We start from the raw sequence: 14382 nt of genomic DNA, 5'->3' as shown, positions 1-14382 counted from the left end.
GATTAAAAACGTTTAGCTGCCGCGATAGGTAGAGTAGCCGTAGGGGCTTAGAAGTAACGGGATGTGGTAATGCTCACCATCCGGCCCGACCATGAATTCGATGTCGGCGCGCGGGTAAAACACCGGCACACCCTCAAGCTTGAGATAGGGTTCAAGCTCAAAGCGCACTCTATATCGACCGGCTGGCAACACTTTTCCGACCGGAAGAAGATCACTGACGCGACCGTCCGCATTGGTGATGCCGGACGCCAGCAGGTGCCAGCCGTCCTCTCGCCAAACGGATAACTGAAGTTCAATCCCTTTGGCCGGCTGCCCCTTTGCCGTATCAAGAACATGGGTGGTTATCTGACTCATTCAGATCTCTCCTCATTGAACAATTTCTCCAGGCGCAGGCGGGTTATTTTGGCCTGCTCACCCGCGGCAACGGCCAGCTCGCTGATCAGGTCGTTATCGAGACGCTCATTGAGCAGCCCCAGCATCTCCTCAGCCGATTTACCGGTTGCGCAGACGATAAAGATAAAGCCGAATCGTCGCTCGTACTCCGCGTTACCCGCGGCAAGTGCCTCAAGTACACCGTTACTCGCATCATTGGCACCTGACTGCTCACCCGCGGCGAGTTGTTTGGTGTTGGCGTACTTTGCCTTTAGCGAATCCAGATCGCCAATTTGGGGGTGGCCTTCGAACGCTTCCAGATAATCGGGCATGGAGAGCGCACGCCACACCTCCTCAGCCGTTGTCTGAAGGGCTTCGTATGAATCAAAAGGTCGATTGGCAAGCATGCCTTCTATCCAACGCGTGCTGACGCAGCAGTTTTGTAGTGCTTGTGCGCACGCCTCAGGCGAGAGCCTATTGAACTGATCAAGTGTCATCGCGACTCCTGGCAGATTGTGGATTAGAAACCTCGGGACTGTCGGCGCGGGAGCCAAGCAGCGAGTTCAACGCTTTCCAGTCCACCCCCGTACGTTTGGGGTTCTCCGGCGCTTGCGCTTGATATCGCTCGATCAGCTGGGCCGCGATGGATACAGCCACCTCCATCGGCCGTTTACCACTGGCCTGAGGCAGCCCCACAGGGCAGATCATGTGGGCGATCTGATCCGGTGGGAATCCGCGGTGTTCCAGACGCTGGCGAAACCTGCGTGCCTTGGTCTGTGAGCCAATGACTCCCAGATAACCGATATCACCTCGCTTGAGCGCCGCTTCCACCAACTCATAGTCCAGTTGGTGATTGTGGGTGAGTATGAGCACCCAAGCGCCTGATGCTGCACGCTCCAACTCTTCCACCGGGTCATCGTTTAGGCAGGTTTCAATGCCCTCAGGTGGCCGGACGGGGAGCTGCTCGGGCCTGTTATCGATCCAACGCACCCGCAGCGGCAATTCAGCAAGTATCGGCACCAATGCCTTGGCAACATGGCCTGCCCCGAATACGAGAAGACGTTTTCCCCGTGCGGTGAAATGCTCGAACAGGACCGAGACCTGTCCCCCACAACACTGGCCAAGGCCCGCGCCCAAGGGATACTGTTCCAGACTTTGGCTGTCGTGCGTGTCACACAATAACCGGCGGGCATGGGCGATCACCTTAAACTCAAGGTGGCCGCCTCCAATCGTGTCAAAGCAGTCATCTTCAGTGACGATCATCTTGCTGCCGCTTTCGCGTGGGGTTGACCCCCGCGTTCCGATCAGCGTCACCAGAACGTACGCATCTCCGCGACACTGAAGATTGGCCAGCGCCTGCCCCCAACTGGTCATATCGCCCCCTTCTCTGCCGCCTGTTTGCGCGTTTCGGTAACGGCACCCAGCACGCGCTCGGGCGTAGCGGGTGTATCCAGCGCGGGGCTGACCCGATAATCGGCAAGACTGGCGATTGCATCACGCAAGGCCGACCAGACTGAGATCGCCAGCATAAAGGGTGGCTCACCCACCGCTTTGGAGTTGTAGACGGTTTCCTCTTCGTTATCGCGCTTGAACAGGTCGACCCTGAAATGCGCGGGTGTATCGCTCACCGCCGGGATCTTGTAGTTAGCCGGGCTGTTGCTGATCAGGACGCCTTCTGCATTCCACTTCAGCTCCTCAGTGGTGAGCCACCCCATCCCCTGAATGAAGCCGCCCTCTATCTGGCCACGATCGACAGCAGGGTTAAGGCTGCGACCAACATCGTGCAAAATATCGACCGCCAAGACGCGGTATTCGCCAGTCAGCGTATCGATCACCACCTCAGATACGGCGGCACCGTTGGCGAAGTAAAAGAACGGGCGCCCCTTGGCGCTCTCACGGTCATACCAGATCTTCGGCGTGCGGTAATACCCGGTCGCCGACAGCGACACCCGGTTCAAATAGGCCAGCTGAGCGGCTTCAGCAAAGCTCATCGATTCGTTGTCGCTCCAGAAGACCTGCCCGGATGTGAATCGAATCGCCTCTACCGCCACCTGCTTCTGCTCGGCCACACATTCGCTGATGCGCTGCTTGAGCGTGAGAGCGGCGTTCCGTGCGGCCTGACCGTTCAGGTCCGTACCGCTTGAAGCGGCGGTCGGCGAAGTATTGGGCACCTTGTCGGTGCGCGTCGCGGTGATCTCGATCTGATCGGGGCTCACGGCCAGTGTTTCAGCTACGATCTGCAACACCTTGGTATGCAGCCCCTGTCCCATCTCGGTGCCACCGTGGTTGAGCTGAATGCTGCCATCGGTGTAGATATGGATGAGCGCACCGGCCTGATTCAGGTGTTGCAGGGTAAACGATATACCGAACTTCACCGGCGTTAGTGCAAGCCCGCGCTTAAGCACTCGGTTTTTCGCGTTCCACGCCGTGATCTCGGCACGACGCTCGCGGTAGCGACTGGAGCGCTCAAGCTGATCAATCAACTCCGGTAGCAGGTTGTGCTCTACCTGCTGGTGATACGGGGTGAGATCGCGCCCCTTTGTGCCATAGAGATTGAGTTTGCGGATATCCAGAGGGTCTCGCCCTACTGCCCGGGCGATATCGTCCATCGCTCGCTCGATGATCATCATCCCCTGAGGGCCGCCAAACCCTCGAAATGCCGTATGCGATACGGTGTTGGTCATGCAGCGATGACCGTCTATCGCCACGTCCGGGATGAAATAGGCGTTGTCGGAATGAAACATGGCCCGATCGACGATCGCATCCGACAAATCCGGCGAGTGCCCACAGTTGCCGGTAACCGTTATCTCGGCGCCGAGCAATCTGCCCTGAAGATCAAAGCCTATTTCGTAGCGGTTGAAGAATGGGTGTCGTTTGCCGGTCATTGGCATATCGTCACACCGGGGCAGTCGCAACTTCACTGCACGCCCCGTCTTGCGTGCCAGCAGCGCCGCCAGACAGGCCCAAGGCGCAGCCTGTGTCTCCTTGCCGCCGAAGCCACCACCCATACGGCGCATATCGACAGTCACACGGTTAACGGGAATGCCGAGCACCTCGGCGACCAGCTTCTGCACTTCACTGGGGTGTTGAGTAGAGCTGTAGATCAGCATGCCGCCATCTTCAGCCGGCACAGCCAGCGACACCTGCCCCTCAAGATAGAAGTGCTCCTGCCCCCCGACATGCTGCTGCGCTTCCAGCCGTAGCGGCGCTTCGGTTATCGCCTTGCGGGCATCACCCCGGCGCATCGAGTGCGAGGGGCGTACAAACTGCTTCTCGTTCAACGCCTTCTCAACGTCCAGTAACGGGGCGCGGGATTCACAGTCGATTACCGCACGCTTTACCGCCTGGCGTGCCTGCAGCTCGGTTTGCGCTGCAACGGCAAATACCGGCTGCCCGGCGTATCGGATCTCATCGGCACTTAGTAGCGGATCACCGGGGAACACTGGCCCCACATCGGTGATACCGGGGATATCATCAAGCTCCAGTACACCAACCACACCCTCGCTGCTGCGCACACCACTTAAATCGAGCGTGCGTATATGACCTCGGGCGATGTCGGCGTAGCCCACCGCGGCATACAGTGTGCCGCGTGGCTCAATGATATCGTCTACATAAAAAGCCTTGCCGGAAACGTGCTTGGCCGCACTCTCATGCGCACGCGGCGCACCTGCGGAATCGGTTGTTTTGCAGATCGCGTCGGTGACGGGCGCAAGGTTACGCATAGTGAGCCACCTCCAGAGGTTCATCCGAGAGTTGATCCTGCTCCAGTACTGCTCTTAAAAGCAGATTCCGCGCCACCTCAAGCCGGTATCCGGCACTGGCGCGCACATCGTCGATGGGTGAAAAATCACGCTCCAGCGCATCTTGTGCTGCGAGAATCCCCTGCTCGTCAAATGGCCGCCCTATCAGGGCTTGTTCGGCGTTCAGCGCACGGGCTGGTGTCGCGGCCATACCGCCAAATCCAAGGCGGGCGGCCGTGACGACGCCCTCTGAAAGCGTGATATTGAACGCAGCACAGACGGCGGATATGTCATCATCGAAGCGCTTTGAAACCTTGTAGACCTTAAACAGATTATCGTCAGGCACGGGAATCTGGATCTGTTCAATAAACCCATTGGCCGGCAGCGCGGTCTGGCGGTATCCGGTAAAGAAGTCGTCGATGCCAATCACTTCACAATGGTTACCGCTGCGGATGTGCAGCTTGGCGTCCAGCGCCAACAGCACAGGCGGTGTATCCCCAATTGGAGAAGCATTGGCCAGATTTCCCGCCAGGGTCCCCTGATTGCGCACCTGTAACGAGCCGAGCCTGTCGAGCAAGTGGCCGAACGCGGGCAGGTGCTGTTTCAACGCGCTCTCAAGGCGCGTGTAGCTCACCGCAGCGCCCACCAGAAGGCAATTATTGCGCTCCTCTATGATCGAGAGCTCGGCTATGCCGCCTGTATAGATCAATACGGCAGGCTGCTTTAGCTGTTGGGTAACGCTCAGTGCAAGATCGGTCCCTCCGGCCAGTAGCTGTGCCTGAGGGTATGCCTGAAGCAGCGCCGCAAGCTCATCGCATGTAGCCGGCAGGAAAAAGCGTCTGCCACCGCACTCGAGCGAACCGCTGGGGTGATCGGCGCGAATCTTTTTCAGCCGAGTACTGACGGCCTCCTCCCGGAGGGCGTGCTGATCCTCGACTGAAGCTCCGGCGAGGCTCAGCGCGGCATCGATTATCGGCCGGTAACCGGTGCACCGGCACAGATTACCGGATAGCGAGCGCTCGACCTCTGCGCGGGTCGGCTGACGGTCGCGCTTGTACAGCGCGAACATCGACATAATAAAACCGGGGGTGCAGAAGCCGCATTGCGAGCCATGAAAGTCCACCATCGCCTGCTGCACAGGATGCAAACGTCCGTCGGCCTCAAGATGCTCGACCGTGAGTAACTGTTTGCCGTGAAGTGTCCCAACAAAGGTGATACAGCTATTCACGCTGGTATAGGACAACCCATCACCCGAGGGCTCTGCAACGACAACCGTACAGGCGCCGCAATCCCCCGAAGCACACCCCTCTTTAGTGCCGCGTTGCACAGCGATGGTGCGAAGATAGTCCAGAACGCTCAAATCTGGCGCGCAACTCTCTAACGTGACGTCCTGCTCGTTTAGAAGGAAACGGATCATCTGTACGTACCTTTTTCTGAGAGGATAAAAGCAGAGGTGTTTACTGATAAAGAATCACTAAATACCTGTTTATATACTAGTTTATATCTATATTCTCAGCGTTTGGCTGAACGGACGTTCGATGGGAAGTCATACGCGAAAAAGGCCGTTATAATTCGCTTCCTAAAAATTGTCCGCTCAGTCAGCTATCGCGGACAAGTGCAGCAATCCTGCCAAAACTGACCAATTAGTCAATTTATTAAATTACATGACCGATTGGTCAGGTTATTGCATTCAAAAGAGCGCGCAAACAGTTTGTCTTTTAGTTGCGGCCCCGGCCGTGCAGGTTAAACCAGAAGAGTGGAGCCTATGGCTGAACCACATGTTACGCCTCCCCGCCTGACGCTTCGCGGGATTACCAAAGCCTACCCCGGCTGCCTTGCCAACGACTCTATCGACCTGAATATAGAGCCTGCCGAAATACATGCCCTACTGGGTGAAAACGGCGCGGGAAAAAGCACCCTGATGAAAGTGATCTACGGTCTGGTAAAACCCGATCACGGAGAGTTGCTTTGGGATGGCCTGCCAATCGATATCCGAGACCCGGCGCATGCACGCAAGCTTGGCATCGGCATGGTATTCCAGCACTTCTCGCTGTTCGAAACACTGACGGTGACTGAAAACATAGCACTGGCACTGGGCGATGACGCAGGCGACCTGCCAACACTTGCCAAGCGTATCAGCGAGGTGTCTACCCGTTACGGCATGGCGCTGAACCCCGATCGTGAGGTTCATACACTTTCAGTAGGCGAGCGTCAGCGCGTCGAGATCGTGAGATGCCTGGTACAGCCGATCAAACTGCTTATTCTGGACGAACCCACCTCCGTACTGACGCCGCAAGAGGTCGAAACACTCTTTGTCACACTGCGGCAACTGGCGAGTGAAGGCTGCTCTATCCTGTTCATCAGCCACAAGCTGCATGAGGTGCGGGCGCTCTGTCATCACGCAACCATTCTGCGGGCCGGTCGGGTATCAGGCGAGTGCACACCGCAAGAGGAAAGCTCGGAAAGTCTGGCCAGAATGATGGTGGGCGATGACACGCCGATCAGCACCGATTACCCCAAGGTGCTGGCTGATGAGCCGTTTCTTCAGGTGAGAGGCCTCTCCCGTTTAAGTGAAGACCCTTTTGGCGTGGATCTTCAGTCGATCAGTTTTGATGTTCATACCGGGGAGATACTCGGTATCGCAGGCGTGGCCGGCAATGGGCAGGAAGAGTTGCTGGGCGCTCTCAGCGGTGAAAATGAGATCGACAACCACGATGCCATTCATTTCCCTCATGGTGCCGTTGGCCAGCTCTCCCCCCGCCAGCGACGCGCGGCAGGCATGGCGTTTGTGCCTGAAGAGCGTTTGGGCCGCGGAGCAGTGCCCGACATGAGCCTTAAAGACAATGCATTGCTGACCGGCTTTCTGACCGGACTTGTGAAAAAAGGGATGATCTCCCACCGTAAAACACGCACTTTCGCCGAGCAGATCATCGAGCGATACCGGGTCAAAACACCCGGTACAGAAACCCACGCGGCAAGTCTCTCTGGCGGCAACCTGCAAAAGTTCATCATCGGCCGGGAGATCATGCAGCAGCCCAAACTGCTGATCGCCGCCCACCCCACCTGGGGCGTGGATATTGGTGCTGCCACGGCGATTCACAAAGCGCTGATCGAACTGCGTGACAAGGGGGCCGCGATTCTGGTGGTCTCGGAAGATATCGATGAGTTGTTCCAGATATCCGACCGCATAGGTGCGTTGTGCCATGGGCGGCTGTCACCGATCAAGCCCACGCCACAGACCAGCATCAACGAGGTTGGCCGCTGGATGGCCGGTGATTTCAGCGAAACGGATGTGGCAAGCAGCGCCACCGTATCAGCCTAAGGCGACGCCACGAGGAAACGCAATGATCAAACTGGAACCCCGCGGCCAGCACTCGAAACTCATGGCCTGGCTCTCGCCCGTATTGGCAGGTTGTCTGACCCTTGTCAGTGGCGCCATTCTCTTTGCCCTGCTCGGGCAAGACCCCGCTGAAGCCCTGCACACACTGTTGATCATGCCGGTGTCGGATCTGTATGGCGTAGCCGAGCTGTTTGTAAAAGCCGCCCCGATTCTGCTCTGTGCTATCGGCTTGTCCGTCGTATTCAAAGCCAAGGTCTGGAATATCGGCGCTGAAGGCCAGCTTCTGATGGGAGGCCTGATCGGCAGCGCCTGCGCCCTGCAATTGATCGACGCCGAAGGAGTCTGGGTGCTCCCGCTGGTACTGCTCAGCGGAATGGTCGGCGGCGCGCTCTGGGCGCTACTTGCCGCATGGCTCAAGACCTACTTCAACGCCAACGAAATACTTACCACCATCATGCTCAACTACATCGCGTTGAATCTGCTGATCTGGGCGGTACACGGCCCTCTAAAAGATCCGGATGGCTTTAACTTTCCGGAATCAGCCATGTTCTCGGACTCGGCCCTGCTGCCAACGCTGATCGACGGCACGCGTATCCATTACGGCATGATGTTCGCCCTGTTTGCGGTGGTCGTGGTTTGGGTGCTGCTGAGCCGTTCGTTCCTCGGGTTTCAGATCAAGGTGCTTGGTCTGGATGCCAGTGCGGCACGTCTGGCCGGATTTCGCGAAAAGCGTCTGGTCTGGATCGCCATGCTGATCAGCGGTGCTCTGGCAGGCCTTGCCGGTGTCGGTGAAGTATCCGGCCCATTGGGACAGCTCGTGCCGCAGATATCGCCGGGCTACGGCTATGCCGCCATCATCGTCGCCTTTCTGGGGCGTCTACACCCGGTAGGTATCCTGCTCGCGACGCTGCTTATGGCACTGATCTACATGGGCGGTGAAATGGCGCAGATCAATCTCGGGCTGCCGATTGCATTAACTGGACTCTTTCAAGGCATGTTGCTGTTCTACCTGCTCGCCTGTGACGTACTGATCAACTTCCGTATACGTATTCCCGCACTATCGCGGTCCGCCGTGGCCCCCATCGCCAGCCAGAAGGAGACTGTGCGCTAATGGATATCGATCTGATTACCAATATTCTCTATGCGATGGTCCGCACCGGCACGCCGCTTCTGCTGGTGGCGCTTGGCGAGTTGGTCTGCGAAAAAAGTGGCGTGCTCAATCTCGGTCAGGAAGGCATGTTGCTGATGGGCGCAGTGGTGGGGTTTGTCGCCGCCCTGCTCAGCGGCAGCCTGATGCTCGGTTTTCTGCTGGCGATTATTGCGGGTGTCACCATGTCGCTGCTGTTCGGCGTCATTGCATTGGGCTTTAACGCTAATCAGGTGGCGACAGGCCTTGCCCTCACCATTTTTGGTACCGGCCTGTCGGCCTTTATCGGTACCGAATTCGTCGGCAAGCCGATCAATGGGCTGGATCCCTATGCCCTGCCACTGCTCAGCGATATTCCGCTGATCGGCAAGATGCTGTTTGCGCAGGATCTCGTCGTCTACCTCTCCTTCGGCCTGTTTGCAGCCGTCTACTGGTTTTTCCGCTCCTCCCGCCCCGGGCTTGTGGTTAAAGCCGTGGGCGAGAACCCCCACGCGGCAAACGCGATCGGTCTTCCAGTGATGCGCACCCGCTACCTCGCGGTTATGTTTGGCGGCGCTATGGCGGGCCTTGCCGGTGGCTACCTGTCCATCGCCTATACACCGCTTTGGGTTGAAAACATGAGTGCCGGTCGCGGCTGGATCGCCCTGGCACTGGTGGTGTTTGCCAGCTGGAAAGTCGAGCGTGTACTGCTCGGTGCCTGGCTGTTCGGCCTTGCCAGTATTCTGCATCTGGTGTTCCAGGGGCTTGGGTTTTCGATCTCTTCCAACCTGCTCGCCATACTGCCCTATGCGGCCACCATACTGGTGCTGGTATTGCTCTCACGCAATCAGGTGCGTGCCCGCCTGCTGGCTCCGATGTCACTGGGCAAGTCGTTCCATGCGAGCAGTTGAGGATACTTTTTAAATGACATCAAACCTGCGCGTCTTGCTCGCCCACCCGCTTGCCATACACACCTCGAACGATCAGGACGCCCGAGATGGGCTGGTGGTTCACGGCGGCAAAATCGTAGAACTGGTCGCGCTGTTGTTATGTGGCGCTCGCAGGGCTGATGCGGTTATGGTTGGCGGGGGCTGGTGACCAAACTATGACAGGTGCAGCGCTGGATAATCCTGACCGAATGGTTAGAATTTACCCCTTTCATTGAGGAGGAGAATCATAGTGAGCCATCAATACCAGATGGATTTCCCGGTGTCCTGGGACGAGCTACATCGCAACGCACGCGCGTTGTCACTGCGACTGCTCGACAAAGGCCCCTGGAAAGGGATCATCGCTATCACCCGCGGTGGGCTGGTACCGGCTGCAATTCTGGCCCGCGAGATGGATATTCGTCTGATCGATACCATCTGTGTGGTGAGCTATGGCAAAAGCGACAAAGGCGGTACTCAGGCCAGACAGGGTGAGTTGAATGTGCTGAAAACCGTCGAAGGTGATGGTGAAGGGATGCTGCTGGTCGACGATCTTGTCGATACCGGCAAAACCGCGCGCTATGTTCGCGAACTGCTCCCAAAAGCACACTTTGCAACGCTTTATGCCAAGCCTGCGGGCAAACCGCTGGTCGACACTTTCATTACCGAAGTCAGCCAGGATACCTGGATTCGGTTTCCCTGGGACATGGCCTACACCTTCGCCACGCCCCTTGCAGATCAAGAAAAGTAGATAGCACAACGCTAAGGAGATCTCTGCATGAAACGTCGTCAATTCAATAAACTGCTGACCGGCATCGCCGCCGGCATAGGACTGGGTGCGGCAATGTTTGGCGGGCAGGCGTTAGCCGAAGAGCCATTGAAGGTTGGTTTCGTCTATGTAGGCCCGATTGGCGATCACGGCTGGTCGTACCAGCACGATCAGGGTCGACTGGCGCTGGAAGAGCACTTCGGAGACAAGGTAAAAACGACCTATGTCGAGAACGTTCCGGAAGGCGCCGATGCCGAACGCGTTATCCGCAACCTCGCACAGAGCGGCCATGAACTGATCTTTACCACCTCTTTCGGTTTCATGAACCCGACAGTCAAGGTGGCCAAGCAGTATCCCAAGGTTAAGTTCGAGCACGCCACTGGCTACAAGCTGAGCAAAAACCTCGCGACCTACATCGGCAAAACCTACGAGGGCCGTTATGTGGCCGGTTATGTCGCCTCGCAGATGACCAAGAGCAACAAGATCGGTTATATCGCGTCCTTCCCGATCCCCGAGGTTATCCGTGACATTAACGCCGTGCAGCTGGCATTGAACAAGTACAACCCCGAAGCTGAGCTCAAGATCATCTGGGTCAACAGCTGGTTCGATCCGGGTAAAGAGGCCGATGCTGCAAACGCAATGATGGATCAGGGTGTCGATGTCATTCTTCAGCACACCGACAGCCCTGCCGCGATGCAGGCGGCTGAGCGCCGTGGCAAATATGCAGTGGGTCAGGCATCGGATATGTCCGGCTTCGGTCCTAACGCCCACCTGCTGTCGGTTATCGATGACTGGGGCCCGCACTATATCGCTGAAACCCAGAAAGTAATGGACGGAAGCTGGGAAAGCACTCCGATGGTAGAAGGAATGGCGGAAGGCGCGATTGTGATTCCGTCATTCAACGACGCGATCCCGGCCGACGTCGTGGCCAAGGCAGAGGAGCTGATTGCCGGTATCAAGGATGGAAGCGTGCAGCCGTTTGCGGGCCCGATCAAGAATCAGGCCGGTGAACTGAAGGTCGCTGAAGGCGAAGTGCTTGGCTGGGACGAACTGGAAAAAATGAACTGGTACGTCGAAGGTGTGAACGGCGAGCTGCCGAAATAACCCTACTCCTGCGATTCAAGGGCTGCCATCGGGTGGCCCTTTTTCTCCCCCCCTCTCTCACGCCGTCTCTATTCAACAACACTCGCAAGGCGAAAGGGACCATTCGTATAGATCAGCTCACCTATTTCATACCCGCAAAAATAGGAAGGTTAAAAACCGGCTAAACTGATGCTCACGGCGCCGCCAGCGTAACGCATCCAGCACCGCTGGACACAGAGCTTTCAGGGACCGACATAGATGACTATCGACGATATCGACGTGTTCTGGGTACTCCTGTGTGCCTGTCTCGTCTGGATCATGCAAGCGGGATTTCTCTGCCTTGAAACCGGTCTTACGCGCTCGAAGAACAACATCAATGTGGCGCTGAAAAACATCTGCGACAACGCAACCTCCATATTTCTGTTCTGGCTGGTGGGCTTTTCTATCGCATTTGGTGTTCCCTTTACCAATCCCTTGTCATTTGCCGACAACTTCTACCTTTTTCAGTCGACCGAGAACCACCTGAACGCCTTCTTCGTGTTTCAGGCCGTGTTCTGCAGCACCTGCTGCACCATCGTCTCGGGCGCCGCTGCTGAGCGTCTGCGTTTTATCATGTACCCGGTACTGGTCACCGTAATAGCGGGACTCATCTACCCCGTTGCCGTCAACGCCGGCTGGGGTGGGCTGCTGATTCACAACGGCGAGGGGTATCTGGTATCACTGGGTTTCTACGATTTCGCAGGATCTTCGATTGTTCACTCAACCGGGGGCTGGGTCGCGCTCGCTTTGGTGATCGTTGTAGGGCCCCGTTTGGGCCGCTTCGGCAAGAATGGAGAGGTACGGCCGATTCAGGGCAGTAATCTTACGCTCTCATCACTGGGCGTGCTGATTCTCTGGTTCGGGTGGATGGGGTTTAACGGTGGAAGCGCCTATAACTTCAGCTCAGATATAGGAATTATTCTCAGCAATACCCTGATTGCGGGTTCAGCCTCCCTCGTGATTACCCTGCTACTTATTACCCGCCGAGGCGGAGCGCCCTCCGTAGAAGACCTGCTCAACGGTGCACTTGGCGGCCTTGTGGGTATAACCGCGTCCGCCAACTGCGTGAGTTCTCTGGAAGCGGTCGTAATTGGCGCCGGCTCCGCATTCAGCGTGCTCTTAGCCTCAAGACTGCTGTTGCGATTCAGACTCGACGATGTGGTCGGTGCCGTGCCCGTACATCTGGCAGCCGGCATCTGGGGTACGCTCGCAGCCGGGCTTTTTGGTGACTTGGCCATCATTGGCAGTGGACTCTCCCGAGCCGGACAGATTCAGGCACAGCTGTTCGGCATAGTGTTTATCGCTGTCTGGGCATTCGGTGCGGCTTACGTTTCGATTCGTGCCATTAACGCTCTGGCCCCCTTTCGCGTACCGGCAGATGATGAGAGCGTGGGGCTCAATATCAGTGAACATGGGGCAACCACCGAGCTGTATGAGCTGATCGCGTTCATGAAATACCAATCGGATACCGGCAACCTTTCAAGTAAAGCGCCCTCTGACCAGTTCACCGAAACCGGCATTATCGGTATGGCCTATAACCACGTCATGGATACGTTAAGGCTCAAGGAAGCGATATTGCAGCAGACCAACAGCAAACTTGAAGCAGCCAACGAGGAGCTCAGTGCCTACGATCATCTGGTCGCCCACGACCTCAAAAATCCGCTATCGGCCATCCGCTCATACGCGGCCATGATCGATGTAGACGGTGACGATCACCAGAATAGACAAGAGTATGTCGAACGCATCAGACGCTCATCGGAAGATGCGCTACGCATTATCCGTGAACTGCTCAATTTCGCGCGAGCCAGCAACGAGGTACACCAAGCCGAAACCATCGATCTTTTGGAGCTTGTCTATAACACGCGCATTCAACTCGACACGCTGATCAAGGAGCGCGAGGTCAGCTTTGATCTTCAATGTGACCAACGCACGATTTGGTTCAACGGGTTCGCGCTTCAGCAGGTATTGGTCAACCTGGTAAGCAACGCCATTAAATACACGCATCAAGAGCAAACACCCCGCGTCCGTATCCGCAGTTTCCAGACGGGAGAGCATGACGTTATTGAAGTCGAGGACAACGGCGTGGGCATTCCGGCCGATCAGTTGGTCCACATCTTCGACAAGCACTCCCGCTTACACACCGAGAGCACCTCGCGCTATGGTTACGGGCTGGGCCTTTACAATGCCCGAAAGCTGATACTTGCAGGTGGTGGCAGCATTGAGGTCAGGTCAGAGCCTGGTCAAGGCAGCTGTTTCACGCTGAGGCTGAAATCCTCGCCAGAGTCCCCGCCGCAGAAACGCCCTTGCGAGGTTGAGCATGGATAGGGTTCTCTTATTGGAAGACTACGAACCCTCGCGCGCCCTGTTGCAGATGGCGTTGCAGCGCGCATTTGGTGAGGTTCAGGTCGATGCTGCGGTATCGCTGGAACAAGCAAACGGTTACCTCGATCATCAACGCTATCAGTTGGCGATTCTTGATTTAAACCTGCCTGATGGATCCGGTATCGAAATTTTGGCCCGTATCCGGCGTGAAGCGCAGTCCACTGTCTGTGTTGTGGCCACCGTTGCCGATGACGATGCCAGCCTGTTCGAGTCGCTGCGCGGCGGTGCACAGGGTTACCTCCTTAAGACGGACTCGCCCGTTGAGCTGGCCGCGGGCCTAAAAGGCGTTCTCGATGGACACCTGCCCCTATCGCCCGCGATGGCCAGCAAGGTCGTTTCTTATTTCAACGGACTTGGCCCGGCACTAAAGCCGGTGGATGCGCATCTGACCGCTCGCGAAGAGCAAGTGTTGAAACTGGTTGCCCAGGGTGCGTCTCGCAAGGCGATCGCCCGAGAACTCGATATATCGGTGTACACAGCCAACGACCATATCAAATCGATCTACCGAAAACTCAAGATCTCCTCGCGCGTAGAGGCTACACGCATAGCGCTAGAACGCGGCCTTTCTTAATACCCCCCTATCTTGGGGATGGTTGCCCCTCGCG

At 57.0% G+C, this 14382-nt stretch carries 13 protein-coding genes; 8 read left to right on the top strand and 5 right to left on the bottom strand.

What is annotated here, in order from left to right; all coding sequences use genetic code 11:
• Window positions 1-12: 12 nt before the first annotated feature.
• From uraH to xdhA, 5 genes are read right to left on the bottom strand one after another with little or no spacing between them, the layout of a single operon-like run.
• The gene (uraH, locus tag ADIMK_RS19860; RefSeq protein ID WP_036191894.1) at window positions 13-354 is read right to left on the bottom strand and encodes a hydroxyisourate hydrolase; all 342 of its coding nucleotides are present in this window, start codon (window positions 352-354) and stop codon (window positions 13-15) included.
• Complete coding sequence (gene uraD, locus ADIMK_RS19855; RefSeq protein WP_036191891.1) at window positions 351-869, bottom strand: 2-oxo-4-hydroxy-4-carboxy-5-ureidoimidazoline decarboxylase; 519 nt, start codon at window positions 867-869, stop codon at window positions 351-353. The genes uraH and uraD overlap by 4 nt, the downstream gene beginning before the upstream one ends.
• Entirely contained in the window at window positions 859-1746 is an 888-nt protein-coding gene (xdhC, locus tag ADIMK_RS19850) for a xanthine dehydrogenase accessory protein XdhC (RefSeq protein WP_036191888.1), read from the bottom strand. Before xdhC ends, uraD begins: the two co-directional genes overlap by 11 nt.
• The gene (gene xdhB / locus ADIMK_RS19845) at window positions 1743-4094 is read right to left on the bottom strand and encodes a xanthine dehydrogenase molybdopterin binding subunit (RefSeq protein WP_036191885.1); all 2352 of its coding nucleotides are present in this window, start codon (window positions 4092-4094) and stop codon (window positions 1743-1745) included. The genes xdhC and xdhB overlap by 4 nt, the downstream gene beginning before the upstream one ends.
• On the bottom strand, window positions 4087-5529 hold the full coding sequence (xdhA, locus tag ADIMK_RS19840) for a xanthine dehydrogenase small subunit (protein WP_036191882.1): 1443 nt from the start codon (window positions 5527-5529) through the stop codon (window positions 4087-4089). Before xdhA ends, xdhB begins: the two co-directional genes overlap by 8 nt.
• A 348-nt stretch (window positions 5530-5877) precedes the next feature.
• Between xdhA and ADIMK_RS19835 the strand changes: the two genes are divergently transcribed.
• The 8 genes from ADIMK_RS19835 (at window position 5878) to ADIMK_RS19805 (ending at window position 14348) form a co-directional block, all read left to right on the top strand.
• Window positions 5878-7434, top strand: a complete 1557-nt coding sequence (locus ADIMK_RS19835; RefSeq protein ID WP_036191879.1) for an ABC transporter ATP-binding protein — start codon at window positions 5878-5880, stop codon at window positions 7432-7434.
• A gap of 22 nt (window positions 7435-7456) precedes the next feature.
• Window positions 7457-8563, top strand: a complete 1107-nt coding sequence (locus ADIMK_RS19830; RefSeq protein WP_036191876.1) for an ABC transporter permease — start codon at window positions 7457-7459, stop codon at window positions 8561-8563.
• Window positions 8563-9489, top strand: coding sequence for an ABC transporter permease (locus ADIMK_RS19825; RefSeq protein WP_036191872.1), 927 nt, complete (start codon window positions 8563-8565; stop codon window positions 9487-9489). The genes ADIMK_RS19830 and ADIMK_RS19825 overlap by 1 nt, the downstream gene beginning before the upstream one ends.
• 13 nt (window positions 9490-9502) lie before the next feature.
• Window positions 9503-9676 carry a hypothetical protein gene (locus ADIMK_RS22010; RefSeq protein WP_156043014.1) on the top strand — a complete coding sequence of 58 codons (174 nt, stop codon included), beginning with the start codon at window positions 9503-9505 and terminating at the stop codon, window positions 9674-9676.
• Window positions 9677-9775: 99 nt separating this feature from the next.
• Window positions 9776-10255, top strand: coding sequence for a xanthine phosphoribosyltransferase (gene gpt, locus ADIMK_RS19820; RefSeq protein ID WP_036191869.1), 480 nt, complete (start codon window positions 9776-9778; stop codon window positions 10253-10255).
• 27 nt (window positions 10256-10282) lie between these two features.
• A complete protein-coding gene (locus ADIMK_RS19815) occupies window positions 10283-11377 on the top strand; it encodes a BMP family ABC transporter substrate-binding protein (protein WP_036191866.1) in 1095 nt (364 codons plus the stop codon).
• 237 nt (window positions 11378-11614) lie between these two features.
• Window positions 11615-13720, top strand: a complete 2106-nt coding sequence (locus tag ADIMK_RS19810) for an ATP-binding protein (RefSeq protein WP_051693163.1) — start codon at window positions 11615-11617, stop codon at window positions 13718-13720.
• Complete coding sequence (locus tag ADIMK_RS19805) at window positions 13713-14348, top strand: response regulator (protein WP_036191863.1); 636 nt, start codon at window positions 13713-13715, stop codon at window positions 14346-14348. The genes ADIMK_RS19810 and ADIMK_RS19805 overlap by 8 nt, the downstream gene beginning before the upstream one ends.
• Window positions 14349-14382 lie beyond the last annotated feature (34 nt).

It is taken from the genome of Marinobacterium lacunae, assembly GCF_000705555.1.
GTDB classification, from domain to species: Bacteria; Pseudomonadota; Gammaproteobacteria; order Pseudomonadales; family Balneatricaceae; genus Marinobacterium_D; species Marinobacterium_D lacunae.
Note: the sequence above shows the minus strand (reverse complement) of the source record. Positions and strands in the feature narration are given on the sequence as shown.